17 protein-coding genes are annotated in these 20,397 nt (G+C 75.2%); 11 read left to right on the forward strand and 6 right to left on the reverse strand.

Translation table 11 applies throughout. The features are described from left to right. Positions 1–36 precede the first annotated feature (36 nt). Together CMN_RS02785 and CMN_RS02790 are read left to right on the forward strand one after the other, a co-directional pair. On the forward strand, positions 37–501 hold the full coding sequence (locus tag CMN_RS02785; RefSeq protein ID WP_015489336.1) for a VOC family protein: 465 nt from the start codon (positions 37–39) through the stop codon (positions 499–501). Positions 502–567: 66 nt separating this feature from the next. After that, positions 568–1,029, forward strand: coding sequence for a MarR family winged helix-turn-helix transcriptional regulator (locus CMN_RS02790; protein WP_015489337.1), 462 nt, complete (start codon positions 568–570; stop codon positions 1,027–1,029). Positions 1,030–1,060: 31 nt separating this feature from the next. Here CMN_RS02790 and CMN_RS02795 read toward each other — a convergent pair whose 3' ends face one another. Beyond that, the gene (locus tag CMN_RS02795) at positions 1,061–2,701 is read right to left on the reverse strand and encodes a glycoside hydrolase family 32 protein (protein WP_015489338.1); all 1,641 of its coding nucleotides are present in this window, start codon (positions 2,699–2,701) and stop codon (positions 1,061–1,063) included. A 267-nt stretch (positions 2,702–2,968) separates the two neighbouring features. On the opposite strand from CMN_RS02795, the gene CMN_RS02800 reads away from it, so the two are divergent. The 4 genes from CMN_RS02800 (at position 2,969) to CMN_RS02815 (ending at position 7,030) form a co-directional block, all read left to right on the forward strand. Next, positions 2,969–4,534, forward strand: coding sequence for a glycoside hydrolase family 68 protein (locus CMN_RS02800; RefSeq protein ID WP_015489339.1), 1,566 nt, complete (start codon positions 2,969–2,971; stop codon positions 4,532–4,534). A 71-nt stretch (positions 4,535–4,605) separates the two neighbouring features. Continuing rightward, positions 4,606–5,262: a hypothetical protein gene (locus CMN_RS02805; RefSeq protein WP_015489340.1), complete on the forward strand. Its 657-nt coding sequence runs from the start codon at positions 4,606–4,608 to the stop codon at positions 5,260–5,262. 170 nt (positions 5,263–5,432) lie between these two features. After that, positions 5,433–6,197, forward strand: coding sequence for a YcnI family copper-binding membrane protein (locus CMN_RS02810; RefSeq protein WP_015489341.1), 765 nt, complete (start codon positions 5,433–5,435; stop codon positions 6,195–6,197). Then, on the forward strand, positions 6,194–7,030 hold the full coding sequence (locus CMN_RS02815) for a copper resistance CopC family protein (RefSeq protein WP_015489342.1): 837 nt from the start codon (positions 6,194–6,196) through the stop codon (positions 7,028–7,030). The genes CMN_RS02810 and CMN_RS02815 overlap by 4 nt, the downstream gene beginning before the upstream one ends. Positions 7,031–7,119: 89 nt before the next feature. Here CMN_RS02815 and CMN_RS02820 read toward each other — a convergent pair whose 3' ends face one another. Further along, the gene (locus CMN_RS02820) at positions 7,120–8,022 is read right to left on the reverse strand and encodes a LysR substrate-binding domain-containing protein (protein WP_015489343.1); all 903 of its coding nucleotides are present in this window, start codon (positions 8,020–8,022) and stop codon (positions 7,120–7,122) included. Between the two features lie 170 nt (positions 8,023–8,192). Here CMN_RS02820 and CMN_RS02825 point away from each other — a divergent pair, with 170 nt between their 5' ends. Genes CMN_RS02825 through CMN_RS02840 form a run of 4 tightly spaced genes read left to right on the forward strand, consistent with a single transcriptional unit; the run spans position 8,193 to position 13,609 of the window. Then, positions 8,193–11,843, forward strand: a complete 3,651-nt coding sequence (locus CMN_RS02825; protein ID WP_015489344.1) for a proline dehydrogenase family protein — start codon at positions 8,193–8,195, stop codon at positions 11,841–11,843. Beyond that, positions 11,844–12,302, forward strand: a complete 459-nt coding sequence (locus CMN_RS02830; RefSeq protein WP_015489345.1) for a GNAT family N-acetyltransferase — start codon at positions 11,844–11,846, stop codon at positions 12,300–12,302. Between the two features lie 39 nt (positions 12,303–12,341). Then, positions 12,342–13,004 (forward strand): hypothetical protein, encoded by a 663-nt coding sequence (locus CMN_RS02835; protein WP_015489346.1) that lies wholly within the window; start codon positions 12,342–12,344, stop codon positions 13,002–13,004. A 20-nt stretch (positions 13,005–13,024) separates the two neighbouring features. Then, positions 13,025–13,609, forward strand: coding sequence for a 4'-phosphopantetheinyl transferase family protein (locus CMN_RS02840; protein WP_015489347.1), 585 nt, complete (start codon positions 13,025–13,027; stop codon positions 13,607–13,609). A 4-nt stretch (positions 13,610–13,613) separates the two neighbouring features. Here CMN_RS02840 and CMN_RS02845 read toward each other — a convergent pair whose 3' ends face one another. The 3 genes from CMN_RS02845 to CMN_RS02855 form a co-directional block, all read right to left on the reverse strand. After that, positions 13,614–14,927 (reverse strand): M1 family metallopeptidase, encoded by a 1,314-nt coding sequence (locus CMN_RS02845; protein WP_015489348.1) that lies wholly within the window; start codon positions 14,925–14,927, stop codon positions 13,614–13,616. Next, positions 14,924–18,970, reverse strand: a complete 4,047-nt coding sequence (locus CMN_RS02850) for a Pls/PosA family non-ribosomal peptide synthetase (protein WP_015489349.1) — start codon at positions 18,968–18,970, stop codon at positions 14,924–14,926. The genes CMN_RS02845 and CMN_RS02850 overlap by 4 nt, the downstream gene beginning before the upstream one ends. Before the next feature lie 104 nt (positions 18,971–19,074). Continuing rightward, positions 19,075–19,443 carry a GntR family transcriptional regulator gene (locus CMN_RS02855; RefSeq protein WP_015489350.1) on the reverse strand — a complete coding sequence of 123 codons (369 nt, stop codon included), beginning with the start codon at positions 19,441–19,443 and terminating at the stop codon, positions 19,075–19,077. Between the two features lie 123 nt (positions 19,444–19,566). Here CMN_RS02855 and CMN_RS02860 point away from each other — a divergent pair, with 123 nt between their 5' ends. Next, a complete protein-coding gene (locus tag CMN_RS02860; RefSeq protein WP_015489351.1) occupies positions 19,567–19,938 on the forward strand; it encodes a hypothetical protein in 372 nt (123 codons plus the stop codon). A gap of 8 nt (positions 19,939–19,946) precedes the next feature. Here the strand turns inward: CMN_RS02860 and CMN_RS02865 are convergent, their stop codons facing one another. Then, positions 19,947–20,384 carry an Lrp/AsnC family transcriptional regulator gene (locus CMN_RS02865; protein WP_011931848.1) on the reverse strand — a complete coding sequence of 146 codons (438 nt, stop codon included), beginning with the start codon at positions 20,382–20,384 and terminating at the stop codon, positions 19,947–19,949. Positions 20,385–20,397 lie beyond the last annotated feature (13 nt).

Below are 20,397 nucleotides of genomic sequence, written 5' to 3' on the forward strand. Positions count from 1 at the left end.
CGGGACGCCCGGCGCCGACCGTTCTAGCGTCGGAGGATGACCGTCACCAGCGCGACCACAGCCCTCGACTCCATCACCGGCGTGCACCACGTGCGCCTCTCCGTCACCGACCTCGGCCGCTCGCGCGCCTTCTACGAGGGCGTGCTGGGCCTCACCCCCGCCATCGAGAGCGAGGGCGACGTGAGCGACCCCGCCGTGCGCGAGGATCCCGCCCAGTACTTCGGCGGCGTCATCTACGGAGTGGGCTCGCAGCTGCTCGGCCTCCGTCCCGTCTCGGACGGCGGGGCCGCGGGCGACGGCGCCGCATTCGACCCCGCGACCCGCGGCCTCGACCACGTGAGCCTCCAGGTCGGGTCGCGCGACGACCTCGTCCGTGCGGCGGCGCTGTTCGCGGAGCGCGGCATCGCGCACGGCGAGGTCATCGACTTCCCGACGGGCATGTCGATCCTCTCGGTGCAGGACCCGGACGACATCAACGTGGAGCTCGTCGTCGCGGGCTGATGCGCGCATGTGCGTAGCATCTCCCCCAGTGCCGAATAGTTCACGGCGCCGGCCGAGGAGGATGCGATGACGGTGACGGACCCCCTGGCGCTCGAGAGCCAGGTCTGCTTCCAGGCGGTCGTCGCCGCCCGCACCGTGGTGGCCGTCTACCGGCCGATCCTCGAGCCGCTCGGGCTGACGCACACGCAGTACCTGGTGATGCTCGCGCTGTGGGAGCGGGACGAGCGCTCGGTCTCGGACCTCGGATCCGCGCTGCAGCTGGAGCCCGCGACGCTGACCCCGCTGCTCAAGCGCCTCCAGACCGCCGGGTTCGTCGACCGGGCTCGGAGCGCCGCGGACGAGCGCGTGGTCGTGGTCTCCCTCACCGCCGCGGGCCGCGACCTCCGCGACCGCGCGGTCGACGTGCCCGCGCAGGCGGCCGCGCGCACCGGCATGACCGTCGCCGAGCTCGAGGCGCTGCGCGACGCGCTCGACGACGTGGTGGGGCGCCTCACGGGCGCGCTGGCGGAGGACGCGGCCGCCGGCTGATCGGGGGCGCGCTGCCTCCGCGACGGGCTGCTCAGCGGCCGACGTCGAACGGGGTCCAGCTCGCGTCGGTCACGCGCGTCGTGCCGTCGACGGCCTCGACGGAGAGGCCCGCGGCGTCGAGCGTCCCGACCGTCGCGCTCGTGAGGACGGCCCCGTCGCCGTCGACGAAGGCCTCCAGCGTGCGGTCGTCCAGGACGATGTCGAGCGTGACCGGATCCCCGGCCGCCACGTCGGGCAGCGGGGCGGTCGCGGGCCGGTCGTAGGCGTCCGGCATGATCCCGTCCGGGTCGTCGTCGCGCACGACAAACGCCTGCCGGCGCTCCGCGTCGTAGCCGACCGTCACGGTGCCCCCCTCGGGGGAGGCGAGCCGCACGCGGGTCTCGCGCGCGGGATCCGCCGGGTCGGGCGTGAGGGTGAGGCGGAGGCGCGACGGGCCGCCCGGGGCGGGGGCGAGCGGGGTCGTCGCATCGACGCGCGTGTCGGCGACGGGCTGCGGGTCGCCCTCGCGCGCGGCCAACGCGTCGAGGGGCGACGACCGCAGCGCCCACCCGTCGCCGTCCGGCACCAGCCGCAGCTCGCGCACGAGCGACTGGCCGCCGCCCGCGCCGCCGTCCCGGAGCGGGAGCCGGTCCGCGTAGTCCCAGCTGCTCGTCCAGCCCATCGCGTAGCGGCGGGTGGACGCTGCGCCGTCGGCCGGATCCGCCCACGTGACCGCGGCGTAGAGGTCCGCGCCCTGGTCGAGCCAGCGCGGCGCGTCGTCGTCGGTCGTGAAGCGCTCGCCGTCGAAGTCGCCGACCCAGTACGCATACCCGGTGCCACGGCCCTGGGCGGCGCCGTTCGCGCCCGCCCCGAGGACCCAGCGGACGCGGTCGGGATCGCCAGCGCTCGTGATGGGGAACACGTCCGGGGTCTCGAGCGTGCCGAGGTCGCCGCGCGCGAAGTCGGAGCGGTAGGTCCAGTGGATGAGGTCGGGCGACGTGTAGAAGCCGATGCGCCGGCCCTCCGTGAGCGCCATGCTCCACCGGCCGTGCGCGCCGTCCCACACCACCTTCGGGTCGCGGAAGTCGGGGCCGCCCGGGTTGTCCATGACCGGGTTCTGCGCGTAGGCCTGGAACCGGTAGCCGCCGTCGGTCGAGTAGTAGAGGGACTGCCGCTGCACGCCATCGGACTGCTGCGTGAGGATCGCGATCACCGTCCCCGCGCCGAGCCCGGACGTGTTCCCGGTGTCGACCACGACGCTGCCGGTCTCGGCGTCGCCGAGCGGGGTGTCGTACTTGTCGATCGCGATGCCCTCGTCGTGCCACGAGACGAGGTCGGCGGACGTGTAGTGCCGCCACGAGGATCCGTCGCCGCCCGGGTGGTCGACGTTGACGAGGGCGTAGGCGTGCCAGACGCCGTCGAGGAGGAACGGGCGCTGCGGGTCGTTCATGAACTCGCCCGACGGGCGGATGTGGATCCGGTCGTCGGCGGCGCGGGGCGAGGGCGGCGGGGCCTCGACGGGGCCGCGGTCGGCGCCCGTGATGCCGCGGCAGGCGACGACGAGCGCCGCGACCAGGAGGATCGCGCCGATCGTGATGAGCGCGCGGCGATGGCGGCGGGCGAGGGGGCGGATGCGGTCGCGCAGCCGGGTCGCGACGCCCGCGGCGGGCGGGCGCGACGGGGATGCGGTCATGTCGTCGGACTCCTCGCGGTGGGCGATCGGGGGCAGACGGGTGGCGGAGCGGAGCGGGAGAGCATGCACCGCCGCACGACCGATCCGGAGACAGTACAGGGTCAGCCGGGCCACGTCCACCCCATCCGGGGGACACGCCCGGGATCCGTGGCCGACCCCGTCCGGGGGCGCGGGAACGGCCCGTCACCCCCTAGGCTCCCCGACCGGGGGAGCGTGCACCGCGCGACGCGATCGGACTCATTGACACGAGAACGAGAGTGAGAACAGGTGACAAAGAGAATCAGGCGCGGGCTGTCCGCGTCCGCCGCAGTGACCCTGGTGGTGGCGTCCGCGCTTCTCGCCGGGGGACCCGCCCAGGCCGCGGGCACGACGCCGCCGCGGCCCACCGTCCACACCCAGAAGGCGTACGCGCCCGAGGACGACTTCACGGCCCACTGGACCCGGGCGGACGCCAAGCAGATCGCGAAGCTGTCCGACCCGAAGGCCCCGTCCCGGCAGAACTCCATGCCCGAGGCGCAGACCATGCCGCAGGTGCCGCAGGACTTCCCATCGATGACCGACCAGGCGTACGTCTGGGACACCTGGCCGCTGACGGACTCCTCGGGCCAGACCTATAGCGTCGACGGCTACGACGTGATCTTCGCGCTCACGGCTCCGCGCACCCTGTCGTTCGACGAACGGCACACGGCGGCGAAGATCGGCTACTTCACGCGACCCACCGGCATCCCGGCGGAGCAGCAGCCCGAGAACGGCGGCTGGACGTACCAGGGCAACGTGTTCGAGTACGGCGTCACGGACGGGATCTTCCCCGACCAGTCGTTCACGCAGCAGGCCGAGTGGTCGGGCTCCGCGCGGATCATGGCGGACGGCACGGTCAAGCTCTTCTTCACCGACGTGGCGTTCTACCGCGACGCGAAGGACCAGGATGTGAAGCCCGCCGACCCGGTCATCTCGCTCAGCCAGGGACGCCTCGAGAAGAGGGACGGCGCGGTCAAGGTCGCCGGCTTCGAGACGGTGACCCCGCTCCTGCGACCTGACGGCCAGCGGTACCAGACGAGGGACCAGAACCCGTACGTGAACTTCCGCGACCCCTTCACGTTCACGGATCCGGACCACCCCGGCAAGACGTACATGGTGTTCGAGGCGAACGTCGCCGGCAAGCGCGGCGAGCGGCAGTGCGACGCGACCGACCTCGGCTACCGCAAGGGCGACCCGGCGGCGGAGTCCTCGAAGGAGGTCACCGCCACGGGCGCGAACCTGCAGATGGCGTCCATCGGCCTGGCGGTCGCGGACGACGCGGACCTCACGAAGTGGCACTACCTGGATCCGCTGCTCGAGTCGGCGTGCGTCACCGACCAGACCGAGCGGCCCGAGGTGATGATCCAGAACGGCAAGCACTACCTGTTCACGATCAGCCACCGGTCGACGTTCGCGAACGGCATCGACGGCCCCGAGGGCGTCTACGGCTTCGTGGGCAACGGCCTCCGCAGCGACTACAAGCCGATGAACGGCGGATCCGGCCTCGTGCTCGGCAACCCGACGAACCTCAACTACGCGGGCGGCACCGCGTACGCGCCCGACTACAACCAGACGCCGGGCGCGTTCCAGGCGTACTCGAGCTACATCCTCCCGGGCGGGCTGGTGGAGTCGTTCATCGACGCCGTCGGCACGAAGGAGTCCTTCCGCCGCGGCGGGACGCTCGGGCCGACGGTGAAGCTCCAGTTCCGCGGCGACACCTCGAAGGTCGACCGCGGATACGGCGAAGGGGGGCTCGGCGGGTTTGCCGACATCCCGACGACCAAGGCGTTCGACCCGGCGAACCCGCCGCAGTAGCGCCAGGCGCGGCGACGGCGGCATCCGCCGTCGCCGCGTCCTCCCGGGCCGCTCATCTACACTCGCTGTCGATGCCCGCCCCGTCCCCGTCACCGATCCCGCCGCGCGTCCAGCGCGTGATCCGGGGGCTCGCCGCATCCGCCACCGCCACGTTCGTGGCCGCGCTCTTCCATGAGGCCGGCGGCGGGGCCGCTCCGTCGTGGGGCGTCGTCGCGTTCGGGCTCGCCCTCGCGTCGCTCGCGGCCATCGCGCTCGCCGGCGCCCGCACCGCGCTGTGGCGCCTCGTCGCCGCGGTGGGCGTCAGCCAGCTCCTCTTCCACGGGCTGTTCACGGCGGCCGGGGACGCCTCCGCGGCCTCCGTCGCGGCGGATCCGCACGCGGGCATGGGGCACGGTGCGGCGACGATCGTGCTCCCGGGCCTCGACGCCGCGCCCTCGGGAGCGGCCGGCGCGGTCGACCCCGGCATGCTCCTCTCGCACGGCGCGGCCCTGGTCGTCACCGTGCTCGCGCTGCGGCACGGCGAGGCCGCCATCCGCGCGCTCGTCGACGCGTCCGCGCTGCGCGTCGTGCACGCCCTCGCGATCCCGTTCCTCCGGCCCGAGGGGCGGCGCACCACCGAGCTCGCCCGGGCCGCCCGCGCGCCGCTCGCGCTGCGCGACCTCTGCGCCCGGCTCGGGCGCCTGCGGCACCGCGGCCCGCCGCGCGCTCGCGCCCTCGCCGCAGCCTGACGCGCCGGCCGGATCCCGCGACCCGCGGATCCTCCGCCCACCGCGCGAGCCCGCTCGCGCCGCGGACGCGATGCCCGAGCATCGCCCGCCCTCCTCTCTCCCTCCCCGGACGCCGGCACCGCCGCGTCCGCTCCCGGGGCCGCCCCGCGCGGCCCGGAACAGGACATGCCATGAACCGCTCATCCACCTCCGCCCCCCGCCGCCGGATCCTCCGCTCGGCCACCGCGCTCGTCGGCGGCGTCGTGCTCGCCGTCGCCGTGCCGCTCGCGGCCTCCGCGCACGTGCGCGTCTCGCCCGACCAGGCGGCCGCCGGCAGCTACAGCACGCTGACCTTCAAGGTCCCCACCGAGTCCGCGACCGCGACCACCACGAGCGTCACGGTCGACCTGCCGAAGGACACCCCCTTCTCGAGCCTCTCCACCGAGCCCGTCCCCGGCTGGACCGCGAAGGTCACCACCGAGAAGCTCGACACCCCGGTGAAGACGGACGACGCCACGATCACGGACGCGCCCATCGAGGTCACCTGGACGGCGGACGACGGCGTGGGCCTCAAGGCCGGCGAGTTCCAGCGCTTCACGGTCTCCGTGGGACCGGTGCCCGACACCGGCAGCATCATGCTCTCGGCGCACCAGGGCTACTCGGACGGATCCGTCGTCGACTGGGACCAGGCCACCCCGGCCTCCGGTGAGGAGCCCGAGCACCCCGCGCCCACGCTCTACGTGGACGATGCCCCGCCCGCCGACTCCATGAGCGCGATGACGACCACCGCGGCGCCCGACGCCACCGTCACCACGGCCGCGTCGGACACCAGCGCCACGAGCAGCGCGGTCGCGGTCGGCCTCGGCGTGGGCGGCCTCGCCCTCGGCGCGGTGGCCCTCGTGGTCGCCGTCTTCGCCCTCACCCGCGTGCGCCGCGAGGGCGGCGGCCAGGCGTGACGCCCGGCGGACGGATCCCGGCCAGGGGCGGCGCCGGCCGGCGGCCGCTCCGGACGCTCGCCGCGGCGGTCGCGGGCGCCGCGCTCGCGACCGGCGCCTTCGCGCTCGCGGGGCTGGCGCAGGGGAGCGGGCCCGACGGCGCGCTGTCGGCGTCCGCGCACGACTACCTCGTGTCGAGCTCGCCCGCGGCCGGATCCACGATCGACGCGCCGCCGTCGGAGGTGACGCTGACCTTCAACGACGTGATCCTCGACCTCGGCACTCCGGGCGGTGCCGGCGGCGACGCCTCGACCGGCTCCGGGACCGGGGCGGGCGGCTCGTCCATCGTGCAGGTGACCGGACCGGACGCGCAGGGCATGCACTTCGAGACCGGCTGCGCGACCAACTCCGGGCGCACCGTCTCGGTGCCCGTCGCGCTCGGGGGATCCGGGCAGTACACGGTCACGTGGCGCGTGGTCTCGGCGGACGGGCACCCCGTCTCCGACTCCATCGCGTTCATGTACCAGGCGCCGGCGGGGGTGACCGCCTCCTCGGGCACGGCCGACGGCCCGGGCTGCGCGGCGGCGCAGGAGGGAGCGGCCGGATCCGGCGCGGCCGCGTCGGGCGGGTCCGGCGGCGCCGGCTCGTCGACGGACGCGGGCACCGCGGCCGGGCAGGAGCAGGGCGTCACGCCCTACCTCGGCGTCATCGTCGGCGTGAGCATCGGGATCGTCGTGCTGGCTGCGGCCGCGGTCGTGCTTATCGTGGTGACCGGGCGGCGGAAGCCGGCCGCGAGCGCCGCGGCCCCGGTGATGGGCGACGCTCCGCCCGAGGGCGGACCGCCCGCGGCCTGACCGCGCACGCCCCGCGACGACGGGCCCGGATCCCGCGCGGATCCGGGCCCGTCGTCGTCCGCGCCCGGATGCGCGCGCCCGGCCGCGGGTCAGCCCGCGCCGGTCCCCATGACCTCCACGGCGCGCGCGAGGGCGTCCCGGCATGCGCGGATCCCCGGCCGGTCGAGGCTGCCCACGCGCGACGACGTGAACACCGTGCGCCGCGGCGAGCCGGGCAGGCCGATCAGCCGCACGTCGGGCTCGCGACCGGCCCACACGAGGTCGGGCAGCACGGAGGCCGCGTGCCCGCCGCGCACCAGGTCGATGTGCGCCTGCAGGTCGGCCGTCACGTACCGCACGTCCGGCTCGAAGCCCGCGACGCGGCACACCTGCTCGGCGAAGTGGCGCGAGGCCGTGCCGGCGGGCTCCATCACCCAGGGCAGGCGGCGCGCGTCGGAGATGGAACGCACGTCGTCGCGGCCGGGCGGGAGGCCGAGGCGGAGCGGATCCACGCACAGCTCCTCGCGGTCGAGGTCGGCCGGCCTGGGTGCCGCGTGCGCCGGGTACTGCTCGGCGATGACGAGGTCGTGGTCGCGCGCCCACACGTCGTGGAGGCCCGACTCGGGCTCGCGCATCGTGATCTCGACCCGCAGGTCCGGGTAGTCGTCGCGGAGGATCGTGAGCGCGGGCGGCACGAGCGCGAGCAGCGCCGACTGGAACGCGGCCACGCGGATGGTGCCGGACACGTTCGCGAGCGACGCGTTCACCTCGGTCTCGGCGCGCTCCAGCCGCTCGAGCAGGGCCGTCGTGTGCTCGACGAGGATCTCGGCCTGCGGCGTGAGCACCACCCGCCGGCCGACCCGGCGCAGCAGCGTCACGCCCGCCTCGCGCTCCAGCTGCGACAGCTGCTGCGACACCGACGACGGGCTGAACGACAGCGCGTCGGCGACCGCGCCGATCGTGCCGCGGAGCTTGAGCTCGCGCAGGAGCCGCAGCCGTCGCATCTCGAGCACGTGCGCCTCCCGGGGATCCGCGACGAGCATGGAATCATCGGCAGGGCCGCACGATGATCATCGGAAACGTTCAGCGCATCCGATGTGAGCATGGTCGCACACTGGGAGGACGCGCCCGCAGCGCGGCCGACGACGGGGCTCCGGCCCACCTGAGACGAAGAGGTTCCCGCATGACCGCCGAGACCGCATCCGCCCCCGAGACCGCTGCCGTCCCCACGGTCGACGGCGCATCCGCCGCCCCCGACCGCGAGGCCCTCGCTGACCGCTCCGTCGCGCTCGTCCGCACCTGGCTCGCGGAGGCGGCCCAGCACCCCGCCGACCCGTCCGCCGAGCGCCTCGCGGGCGTCCTCAAGGACGAGAACGGCCTCGACTTCACCATCGGCTTCGTCGACCGGGTCGTCCGCCCCGAGGACCTGCCCGTCGCCGGCAACAGCCTCGCCGCCCTCACCGCCAAGACCCCCGGCTTCCTGCCCTGGTACATGCAGGGCGCGATCCGCGCGGGCGGCATCCTCGGACCCGTCCTCCCGCAGGTCGTCGTGCCTGTCGCGCGCCGCGTGCTCCGCGAGATGGTTGGCCACCTCATCGTCGACGCCACGAGTGACAAGCTCGGGCCCGCCATCGAGAAGCTGCGCGCCGGTGGATCCCGCCTCAACCTCAACCTGCTCGGCGAGGCCGTGCTCGGCGAGAAGGAGGCCGCGCGCCGCCTCGAGGGCACGCGCGAGCTGCTCGCCCGCGACGACGTGGACTACGTCTCCATCAAGGTGTCGAGCGTCGTCTCGCAGCTGTCGATGTGGGCGTTCGACGAGGCCGTCGACAAGGTCGTCGAGCGGCTCACGCCGCTGTACGAGCTGGCGCTCGCGTCGCCGCGGCCCAAGTTCATCAACCTCGACATGGAGGAGTACAAGGACCTCGACCTCACCATCGAGGTGTTCACGCGCGTGCTCGATCAGCCGCAGCTGAAGGACCTCGAGGCCGGGATCGTCCTCCAGGCCTACCTGCCCGACGCGCTCGCCGCTCTCCAGCGGCTCACCGCGTGGGCGCAGGAGCGGCGCGCGGCCGGCGGCGCGCCCATCAAGGTGCGCATCGTCAAGGGCGCGAACCTCGCGATGGAGCAGGTCGACGGCCGCATGCACGACTGGCCGGTCGCCACCTGGGCCACCAAGGAGCAGACCGACAAGCACTACAAGCGGATGCTCGAGCACGCGCTCCAGCCCGCCACGGCCGACGCCGTGAAGGTCGGCGTCGCCGGCCACAACCTCTTCGACGTCGCGTACGCCTGGCTGCTCGCGGAGGAGCGCGGCGTGACCGACCGGATCGAGTTCGAGATGCTGCTCGGCATGGCGACCGGCCAGGCCGAGGCCGTGAAGCGCACCGTCGGCGGGCTCCTCCTCTACACGCCCGTCGTGCACCCGACCGAGTTCGACGTGGCCATCTCGTACCTCATCCGCCGACTGGAGGAGAACGCGAGCCAGGAGAACTTCATGTCGGCGGTGTTCGAGCTGAGCACCTCGAGCGAGCTGTTCGCGCGCGAGGAGTCGCGGTTCCGCTCGTCGCTCCGGGCCGTGGACGACACGATCCCGGCGCCCAACCGCACGCAGGACCGCCGGTTCCCGCCGGAGCTCGACGACGTGGATCCGCTCGCCGAGCCCGAGGCGACCGAGGAGCCGGAGGACGAGGTCGACCCGCAGCTCACGAGCGTGGTCATGGGCTTCACGCGCGGCTCGCTGCTGACGCCCGACGCGCTCGTCGACCCGGACGCGTCCACCACGCCGTTCCACAACGCGGCCGACACGGATCCGGCGCTGCCGACGAACCGCGCCTGGGGCCGCGAGATCCTGTCGCGCGTCGGCGCCTCGCAGCTCGGCGTCGCGACCATCGACGCCGCGCGCATCGACTCCACCGACCAGCTCGACGATCTCATCGACGGCGTCCGCACGGCCGCCGCGTCGTGGGGCGCCCGCCCCGGCGACCAGCGCGCCGCCCTCCTGCACCGCGTCGGCGTCGCGATCGAGCGCAACCGCGCGCGCCTCATCGAGGTGATGGCGTCGGAGACCGGCAAGACCATCGCCGAGGCCGACCCCGAGGTCAGCGAGGCCGTCGACTTCGCGCACTACTACGCCGAGCGCGCCCGCGACCTCGACCGGGTGCAGGGCGCCCGCTTCGTGCCGTCGCGCGTCACCGTCGTGGCGCCGCCGTGGAACTTCCCCGTCGCGATCCCCGCGGGCAGCATGCTCGCGGCCCTCGCCTCCGGCAGCGGCGTCGTCGTCAAGCCCGCCGGCCAGGCCCGCCGCTCCGGCGCCGTGCTGGTCGAGGCGCTCCGCGAGGCCGGCGTGCCGCGCGAGCTGCTCGCGCTCGTCGACGCGGGCGAGGCCGAGTTCGGCGAGCACCTCATCTCGCACAAGGCGGTCGACAGGGTGATCCTCACGGGCGGCTACGAGACCGCCGAGGTCTTCCGCTCCTGGAAGAGCGACCTGCCGCTCCTCGCCGAGACCAGCGGCAAGAACGCCATCATCGTCACGCCCAGCGCCGACCTCGACCTGGCCGCCGCCGACGTCGTGAAGAGCGCGTTCGGCCACGCCGGCCAGAAGTGCTCGGCGGCGAGCCTCGTGATCCTCGTGGGCTCGGTCGGCAAGTCGCGCCGGTTCCTCACGCAGCTCACCGACGCCGTCTCGTCGCTGCGCGTCGGCTACCCGTCGGACCCGACCACGCAGATGGGCCCGATCATCGAGCCCGCCGCCGGCAAGCTCAAGCACGCGCTCACGCAGCTGGGCGTCGGCGAGAAGTGGCTCGTCGAGCCCGAGGCGAAGGACGAGACCGGCCGCCTCTGGTCGCCGGGCGTCCGCGACGGCGTGAAGCCCGGGTCGTACTTCCACCTCACCGAGTTCTTCGGGCCCGTGCTCGGCGTGATGCGCGCGCGCACCCTCGAGGAGGCGATCCGCTTCCAGAACGCCATCCCCTACGGCCTCACCGCGGGCCTGCACAGCCTCGACGCGCGCGAGCTCGAGCAGTGGCTCGAGACCGTGGAGGCGGGCAACCTCTACGTGAACCGCGGGATCACGGGCGCGATCGTGCAGCGCCAGCCGTTCGGCGGCTGGAAGCGCTCCTCGGTCGGATCCGGCACCAAGGCCGGCGGCCCGAACTACCTCATGGGCCTCGGCTCCTGGGTCGCCGACGAGGGCCGGCACTCGAGCTCGCTGCACCTGCGCGGGCTCGCGCCGCGGGTCACGGAGCTCATCGAGTCGGCGCAGCCCGCCATCCGCTACGAGGACTTCGACCTGGTCCGCCGCTCGGCGCTCAGCGACGCGGTGGCCTGGCACGACGAGTTCGGCCAGGTGAAGGACCCGAGCGGCCTCGGCGTGGAGCGCAACCTGTTCCGCTACCGGCCGCTGCCCGTCACGGTGCGCCTCACGGAGTCGGGCGCGCTCGCCGACCTGCTCCGCGTGCTCGCGGCCGGGCGCCTGGCGCGCGCCGAGATGCACGTGTCGGTCCCCGGGATCCTCCCGGCCGGCCTCGGCCAGGTGCTCGACGACCTGCCGAGCGTGCACGTGACCATCGAGACGGACGACGTGTGGCTCGCCCGGGTCGCCGCGGACGGGATCGCGACCGAGCGCGTGCGCCTCGTCGCCGCGCGCGACTCGCGGCTCGTCGAGGCGCGCGCCCTGTCCGACGCGCTCCGCGGCACGCCTGACGTCGCCGTCTTCGCCGACGAGGTCACCGCGGCCGGCCGCGTCGAGATGCTCACGTTCCTGCGCGAGCAGGCCATCAGCATCACGGCCCACCGCTTCGGCAACCCGGACGACTGGAGCGAGGCGGTCATCTAGGTGACCGCGATCGAGGTCCGCGCGCTCGCGGCCTCGGAGGTCGGGCGGCTCGAGCAGGAGGAGCCGCCCGGCCGCGGGTTCGCGCGCGCGATGTGGGCGGCGCAGGCGGCGGGCGGATCCACGCTGCTCGTCGCGTGGGACGGCGACCGGCCGCTCGGATCCGGCCAGCTCGACACCCGCGGAGCCGTGCCCGAGCTGCGCAACCTGCGGGTGGGCGCGGCCACGCGGGGTCGCGGCGTCGGCACGGCGATCGTCCGCGCGGCCGAGGAGCGCGTCACCCCCGGCCGCCTCACCGTCGGCGTCGCCCTCGCCAACCCGCGCGCCCGGGCGCTGTACGAGCGGCTCGGCTACCGCGGCACGGGGGAGATGACGACGAGCTCGTACGCGTACGTCGACGACGCGGGCGTCACCCGGCAGGCGACGGAGACGGACGAGCGGCTGGCGAAGGGCCTGGGATAAACGGGAGCGGGGTCCGCCGGGATCCGCGACCCTGGGCGCATGCAGACCTCCGAGGCCGTCGACCGCGCCCGGACGCTGTGGGACGGGGGCCGGCGCCGCGACGCGATCGTCGCGCTGCGGACCCGGGTGCGGAAGGAGCCGGGTGACGCGGTTGCGCGGCTGCTCCTCGCGTCCTGGTACCGCGAGGTCCGCGCGCCCGACCAGGCAGCCCGGTGGGGGATCGCCCTGCCCGGTTGGACCACCGCGCGCGAGCGCGAGCTGCTGGCGCGCCTGATCGCCTCGTCCGGCGTGCGCGACGAGCACCTCGGGCGCTTCCTCGCGCTGCCCGCGGGCGAGCGGCCCGCGGAGCTCGACGAGGTCATGGCGATCGTGGACGGCCTGCGCGCCCCCGACGGCTGGCGCGGCGCGAAGCCGCTGCGACCGTGCGACCTGCGGAGCCGGATCACGCACGCCGTCCACGTGCTCGGCTGGCTGATGCTCGCCGGCGCCCTCCTGACGTCCGGGCTCGTGGCGCTGATCGGCGACGATGCCACGTCCCCCGCGCGCGGCGGCGTCGCGGTGGGGCTCGTCCTGCTCGCCGTGGCCGCGGTCGTGGAGGGCACGCGGGCCCGCCAGGGCTGGTGGTGGATCGGCCCGTCGGCGGTGCTGCTTGCCGCGGCCCTGACGGCGGCCGCCGTGGCGCTCGCGCGCATGGCCGTCTGACCGCCGCCTAGGGTCGACACGTGATCCCCGGACCCGCGCTCGTGCACGTCGTGGTGGTGCCGGGGCCCGAGACCGCCGACCGCGCCGCCCGCACCGCCGCCGGCCGCGTCGCGCTGCGGTCGCTCGCCGCGGAGCTCGTGGGCGCGGATCCCGCCGACGTGACGGTCCGCGCCCGCTGCGCCACGTGCGGCGGCGCGCACGGGCGGCCGGTGCTCGGCGGATCCGGCGCGCTCGACGGACTCCATGCGAGCGTCGCGCACGCGGGGGACGCGGTGGTGGTCGCGGTCAGCGCGGACGGCCCGATCGGCATCGACGCCGAGCCGCACGGCCGGGAGGCGCCGCCCGGGACCACTCTCGCGGAGTGGGTGCGGATCGAGGCGGTGCTGAAGGCCGACGGGCGCGGGCTCCGGGTGGACCCGGGGCGCGTGCGGTTCGCCGACGAGGGCGCCGACGGATGCCTCGCGTGGATCGATGGAGAGGACGCGCGCTACCGCCTCGTCGACACGGACGTCGGCCCCGACCTCGTGGCGGGCGTCGCCCGACGCGGCCTCGGGGAGCTCGACGTGCGGATCCACCGTCTGAGCGGACCGGGCGTCGGGATCTGACCCCTCAGCGCCGCCCCACCCGCGGCAGCGCCGGCAGCGGCGCGTCCGCGAGCCACGCCCGCAGCAGCGCGCCCGCGTCGCCGGCGGCGCCGACGAGGTCGGCGGTGGTGCGCGGCGCCGTCCATGCCGGATCCGTCCAGCGGAGGAGCAGCGCGCGCCACGCCGCGTCGCCGAGCGTCAGCCGGAGCGCGTGCACCGCGAGGGCGCCGCGCTTGTAGACGACGTCGTCGAACATCGCCTCGGGGCCGGGATCGCCGATGCGGACCTGCGTGCCGTACCGGTCGAGGCGCGCGTGGTGCTGGCGCGCGAGCTGATCCGCGGTCGGACCCCCGGACTCCTCCGACCACAGCCACTCGGCGTAGCAGGCGAAGCCCTCGTTGAGCCAGATGTGCTGCCACGACGCGAGGCCCACGGAGTTGCCGAACCACTGGTGCGCGAGCTCGTGGGCGACGAGCCGCTCGGATCCGCCCGTGCCGTCGGCGTGGTTCGCGCCGAGCACCGCCATCGCCTGCGCCTCGAGCGGGATCTCCAGCTCGTCGTCCGCCACCACGACCCGGTACTCGTCGAACGGGTACGGCCCGAACAGCGTCTCGAAGAACGCCATCATGCGCGGCACGAGCGCGAGGTCCTGCAGCACGCGGGCCTCGCGCGGCTTCGGGTACGCGAAGACCGCCTGGGTGGATCCGGCGGGCACGCGCTTCTCGACGTACCGGCCGATCTGCACGGTCGCGAGGTACGGCGCGGTGGGCGCGTCCTGCTCGTAGGTCCAGGTGGCGCGGCCCGAGCGCTCGAGCCGGGAGACGAGCCGGCCGCTCGCGATCACGGAGTAGTCGACCTCGCACGCGACGCGGATCCGGAACGCGGCCCGGTCGTCCGGCCGATCGTTGCAGGGGAACCAGGTGGACGCGCCGCTCGGCTGCGACGCGACGAGCACGCCGTCGCCGAGCTCCTCCCAGCCGAGGTCGCCCCAGACGGTGCGGCGGGGGCCGGGCTCGCCGGAGTAGGCGACGTCGACCGTGAAGGTGGTGCCCGCGGGGATGGGCGCCGCGGGCGTGACGACGAGCCGCCCGCCGCGCTGCACGTGCCGGGTCTCGCGGCGGCCGTCGACGCGCACGTCGCCCGCGCGGAGGCCCGTCAGGTCGAGCTCGAAGCGGGGGAGCGGCTCGCGGGCTACCGCGGTGATCACGGCGCGCGCCTTCAGGCGGTTGCGGGCGACGCGGTAGTCGAGGTCGAGGTCGTAGCGCTCGACCGCGAAGGCCGTGGATCCGACCTCGGGCGTGTACGCGTCGCCGGACGACGGACCTGCGGCGGCCCTCACCGGTGACCGGCGGTCGCGCGCGCGGCGGCGTCGGTCGGAGCGGCGGCGGATGCTGCGGGCAGGTACCGCCCGAGCGTCACCTCGCGCCACGGGCCGATCGGGTTGCCGCTCCAGCGGCTCGCCTCGGGCACGAGCTCCCCGCGCATCACGAGGCTGGCGGGCCCCACGGTGGCCTGCGGGCCGATGCGCGCCGCGGGGAGGATGACGCTGTGCGGCCCGAGGGTCGCACCGGCGTCGAGGGTGACGGTGTCCATGCTCATGATCCGATCATGGAACAGATGCGTCTGCACGACGCACCCGCGGTTGACCGTGGACGCGTCGCCGAGGGTCACGAGGTCGGCCTCGGGCAGCCAGTGCGAGTCGCACCACACGCCGGATCCGATGCGCGCGCCGAGGCTCCGCAGCCACCACACGAGCGCGGGCGTGCCCGCGGCGGGCGACGCGAACCAGGGCGCGGCGACCATCTCGGTGAACACGTCCGAGACCTCGCTGCGCCATACGAACGACGACCACAGCGGGTGCTCCTCCGCGCGGATGCGGCCGATGAGGATCCACTTCGCGGCCGTCGAGATCCCCGCCGCGACCGCGCCGGCCACGAGCAGCACCACGCCGCCGAGGAGGAACGCGACGAGCGGGCCCCACGCCTCGGTGATGGCGGCGAGCGCCACGAGCACGGCCAGGCCGATCGCGCAGGTCACGAGCACGGGCACGACGCGCAGCAGCTCCCACAGGATGCGGGCGACCCGCAGCCGCGTCGGCGGGCGGAACGTGCGGGAGTCGTCGGCCGCCGCGACCGTGCGCCGGAGCCGCACGGGCGGGGAGCCGAGCCACGAGGATCCGGCCTTCGACTTCGTGGGCGCCGCCGAGAGCACGGCGACGAGGCCGTCCTTCGGGACCTTGTGGCCGGGCCCGGCCATGCCGGAGTTGCCGAGGAACGCGCGCTGGCCGATCTCGGCGCGGGCGACGCGCATCCACCCGCCGCCGAGCTCGTAGCCGGCCACGAGCGTGTCGTCGGCGAGGAAGGCGCCGTCGCGGATCGTCGTCATGGCGGGGATGAGGAGCACGGTCGACGCCTCGACGTCCCTGCCGACGCGCGCGCCGAGGAGCCGCAGCCACACGGGCGTGAAGAGGCCCGCGTAGAGGGGGAAGAGCACCGTGCGGGCGAGGTCGAGCAGGCGCTCGGTGGTCCACAGCTGCCAGCCGACGCGGCTGCGTACTGCGTGGATACCCTCGGTGACGCCGAGGCCGAGCAGGCGCACGGATCCGACCACCAGCAGCGCGAGCACGATCCCGGTGACGAGCACGGCGGGCACGAGCGCACCGAGGCCGCGCCACCACGCGTCGCCGAGGTCGGCGGATCCGCGGATGGCCGCCGCGAGGATCCCGCCGCCCGCGACGAACGCGACCACGGGCACGAGCGCGGTCGCGACCGAGGCGGCGCCGTACGCCGCGACCCAGCGCGTGTTGCGCGGCGGCCGGTGGTCGGGCCACCAGACCCGGGCCTTGCCCTCGCGCGCGGCGGGGGATCCGGCCCAGCGCTGGCCCGACGGCACGCGCCCGAAGACGGCCGAGCCCGGCGCGATCTCCGCGCCCTTGCCGATGCGCGTGCCCGGCAGGAGCGTCGAGCGCGTGCCGACGGTGGATCCCGCGCCGATGCGGACCGCGCCGACGCGCACGGTGTCGCCGTCGATCCAGTACCCGGAGAGGTCGACCTCGGGCTCCACCGAGGCGCCGCGGCCGATGCGGAGCATGCCCGTGACGGGCGGCAGCGTGTGCAGGTCGACGTCGTCGGCGATGCGCGCGCCGAGCGCCCGGGCGTAGTAGGTGATCCACGGCGCGCCCGCGAGCCCGACCGCGCCGATCTGCTGCGCGATCTGCTCGGCCAGCCAGAGCCGCAGGTGCCAGCGTCCGCCGCGCGGGTGGTCGCCCGGCTCGAGGCCGCGGAGGAGCAGGCGCGCGGCGACCGCGGAGATCGCCATGCGCCCGAACGGCGTCGCGAAGAGCAGGAGGCCGGGGACGAGCAGCAACCACGACACCTCGGGGAGCGCGTCGAACCCGCCGAGCGGGCGGAGCAGCGCGCTCGCGGTGAGGAGCAGCGCGAGCCAGCGGAGGCTCTGCAGCGCGAGGAGCGGCGCGCCGAGGAGCGTCTGGATCCACTGCGTGCGGCGCGGGGTCGGCGTCACGTCCACCTGCGGCCCGCGGCTCTCGGCCCGCGGCGCGCGCCCGGCGATCGCGGCGTGCATCGCGCCGAGGCGCGGGTGGGCGTAGACGTCGGCGACCGTGAACTCGGGGGCGATGGTGCGGATGCGGGCCACGAGCTGGGCGGCCGAGAGGGATCCGCCGCCGAGGTCGAAGAAGTTCGCGTCGGCGCTCGCGACGGGGGTGCCGAGCGCGGCCGACCACATCTCGGCGAGCGGGCGCAGCTCGGCGTCGAGGTCGGCGCCGTCGTCGCCCGCGGCACCCGGCAGCGGCCAGGGGAGCGCGGCCTTGTCGACCTTGCCGGAGGTGCGCGTCGGCAGCGACTCGACCACGCCGATGAGCGGCACGAGCGCGGCCGGCAGCGCGACGCGGAGGCGCTGCACGGCATCCTCGCGCGAGAAGGTCGCGGGATCCCGCGGCACGAGGTAGCCGACGAGCACCGGGTTGCCCGCGCCCGTGGTCTGCACGGCGACGGCGGCGCCGTGCACGTCGTCGAGCGCCTGGAGCGCCGCCTCGATCTCGCCCAGCTCGATGCGCCGGCCGCCGACCTTCACCTGGTCGTCGGCGCGGCCTTGGAAGACGAGCCCCTCCGCCTCGAAGCGCACGAGGTCGCCCGAGCGGTAGGCGCGGTCCCAGCCGAGCGCGGGGAAGGGGGCGTACTTCTCGGCGTCCTGGGCGGGATCCAGGTAGCGCGCGAGCCCGACGCCGCCGATGATCAGCTCGCCCACGCCGCCCTCGGGCACGCGCGCGCCCTCCGGGTCGACGACCGCGAGGGTCCAGCCGTCGAGCGGCAGGCCGATGCGCACGGGGCCCGGCCCGCCGAGCGGCGCGGCGCACGCGACGACGGTCGCCTCGGTGGGGCCGTACGTGTTCCACACCTCGCGCCCGTCGGTCGCGAGGCGCTGGCCGAGCTCGGGCGGGCAGGCCTCGCCGCCGAAGATGAGCAGGCGCACGTTCTCGAGCGACTCCGCGGGCCACAGCGCCGCGAGCGTCGGGACGGTCGAGACGATCGTCACACCGTGCGTCGTGAGCCAGGGCCCGAGGTCCATGCCGCTGCGGACGAGGCTGCGCGGCGCCGGCACGAGGCACGCGCCGTGGCGCCAGGCGAGCCACATCTCCTCGCAGCTGGCGTCGAAGGCGACCGAGAGGCCCGCGAGCACGCGGTCGCCGGGGCCGATCGGCTCCTCCTGGAGGAACAGGCGCGCCTCCGCGTCGACGAAGGCCGCGGCCGAGCGGTGCGAGACGGCGACGCCCTTGGGGGTGCCGGTGGATCCCGAGGTGAAGATGATCCAGGCGTCGTCGTCCGGCGCGGGCGGCGCGACGAGGGGGAGCGCGGAGGTGGAGGCGTGCGCGGCGGCGGCGGGGAGGATCCGGAGCGCGGCGGCGTCAGCCGTCTCGGCGGCGTCGGCGGTGTCCGCGGCGCGCGGCGTGTACTCGCCGGTGCCCGTCACGACGCCCGCGACGCGCGCCTCGCCGAACACGAGCCGCGCGCGCTCGTCGGGGTCGTCCGCGTCCACGGGCACGTAGGCGGCGCCGGCCGCGAGCACACCGAGCACGGTGACGTAGAGGTCGCGGGATCCCGACGGCATGCGGATCCCGACCCGGTCGCCCTTGCCCACGCCCGCGTCCCGCAGCGACGCGGCGACCTGAACCACGCGGGCCATGAGCTCGCGGTAGCTGAGCGCGCCGTCGCCGTCCTGGATGGCGGACGCGTCGGGGTGCGCGGCGACCGTCGCCCGGAGCACGTCGACGAGCGTGCGCGGCGGCGTGACGGCGTCGGCCCGGTCGAGCACGCGCTGGGCGTCGTCGTGCGGCGTCGCCGCCTCCGGGGAGGACTCGGGCATGTGGTCTCCGTTCGGATCGGGCGGCGTGAGCACTGTCGGGCCTCCGGGTGAACGGGAGGTGGAATCGCGGCGACCCGGCGTCGCCGCCGCGCCCGAGCCAGCCGTCATCCGGCCGCGAGCGCCTCGTCCACCAGGCGGCGCGCCTCCTCGTCGGCCACGCCGAGCCGACCGGCGAGCCGCGCGTACGCGACGGCCGCCTCCCGGAGCGCGCCGGGCACGTCGTCCCGCGCGGCGACGAACGAACCCGCGCGGCCGCGCGTCTCGATCACCCCGTCGGCCTCGAGCTCCTTGTACGCGCGGGCCACCGTGTTCACGGCGACGCCCGCCTGCTCGGCGAGCGCGCGCACGGTCGGCAGCCGCGCGCCGACGGGCAGCTCGCCCTCGGCGGCGCGGCGCGCGACCTCCGCGCGGAGCTGCTCGTAGGGCGGGGTCGCGGAGCCCGGGTCGATGCGATAGCCGGGCGCGGGATCCATGCGCCGAGGCTAGCGAGGCAGGGGTGGCCGGCGGGCGCGAGATGCACGGCGGTGGGCGCGGGGGACACCCGCGGCGGGGCAGGATGGGAGGGCGGCGCACCGGCCGCCGACGGGAGGATCCGCATGTCCGAGCTCGAGCTGATCACGATGTGGTCGCGCGCCCGCAAGCAGATGATCACGAGCCAGCTGGGCCCGATCTTCCTGCTCACCTCCACGGTGGTCCTGCTCCGCACGGGTCTCGCCGACGCCGACCTCGGCACGCGCCTCGCGGCGGCGCTCATCCTGCTCGCGACGGGCGTGCTCGGATCCGCCGTGCAGTTTTCCATCAACTCGCAGGCCATCGCCATCGCCCGCGACCTCCGCGACGCGGGCGCGACCTCGCACGCGGGCCGCGCGGTCATCGCCTCCGAGGGCCTCACGAACCTCATCCGCTACGTGATCCCCGCGCTCTTCGTCGTCATCTACGTCGTGATCCTGGTGGCGCTCTTCTCCTAGCGCGAGCGCTACTCCAGCGTCCGGTTCACCAGCCGCGACAGCACGATCGCGCTGCGCGTGTGGTCGACGTTCGGGGCGAGGCGCACCTTCTCGAGGGCGTCCTCGAGGCTCGGGATGTCGCGGGAGCGGATCCGGACGATGGCGTCCGCGTCGCCCGTGACGGTGCCCGCGTCGACGACCTCGGGCACGCCCTGGAGGATCCGGCGGAGCTCGTCGGGCGCGACCGTCCCGCGGCAGAACAGCTCGACGTAGGCCTCGGTGCTGAGGCCGTCGACCGCGGGGTCGACCTGGATCGTGAAGCCGCGGATCACGCCGTCGGCCACCAGTCGGTCGACCCGCCGCTTCACCGCGCTGGCCGAGAGGCCCACCGTCCCCCCGATGTCGCCGTAGCCCGCGCGGCCGTTCTGGCGGAGGAGGTCGATGATCCGGTGGTCCAGGTTGTCCATGCTCCGAGCCTAT

The organism is Clavibacter nebraskensis NCPPB 2581, assembly GCF_000355695.1.
GTDB lineage: Bacteria > Actinomycetota > Actinomycetes > Actinomycetales > Microbacteriaceae > Clavibacter > Clavibacter nebraskensis.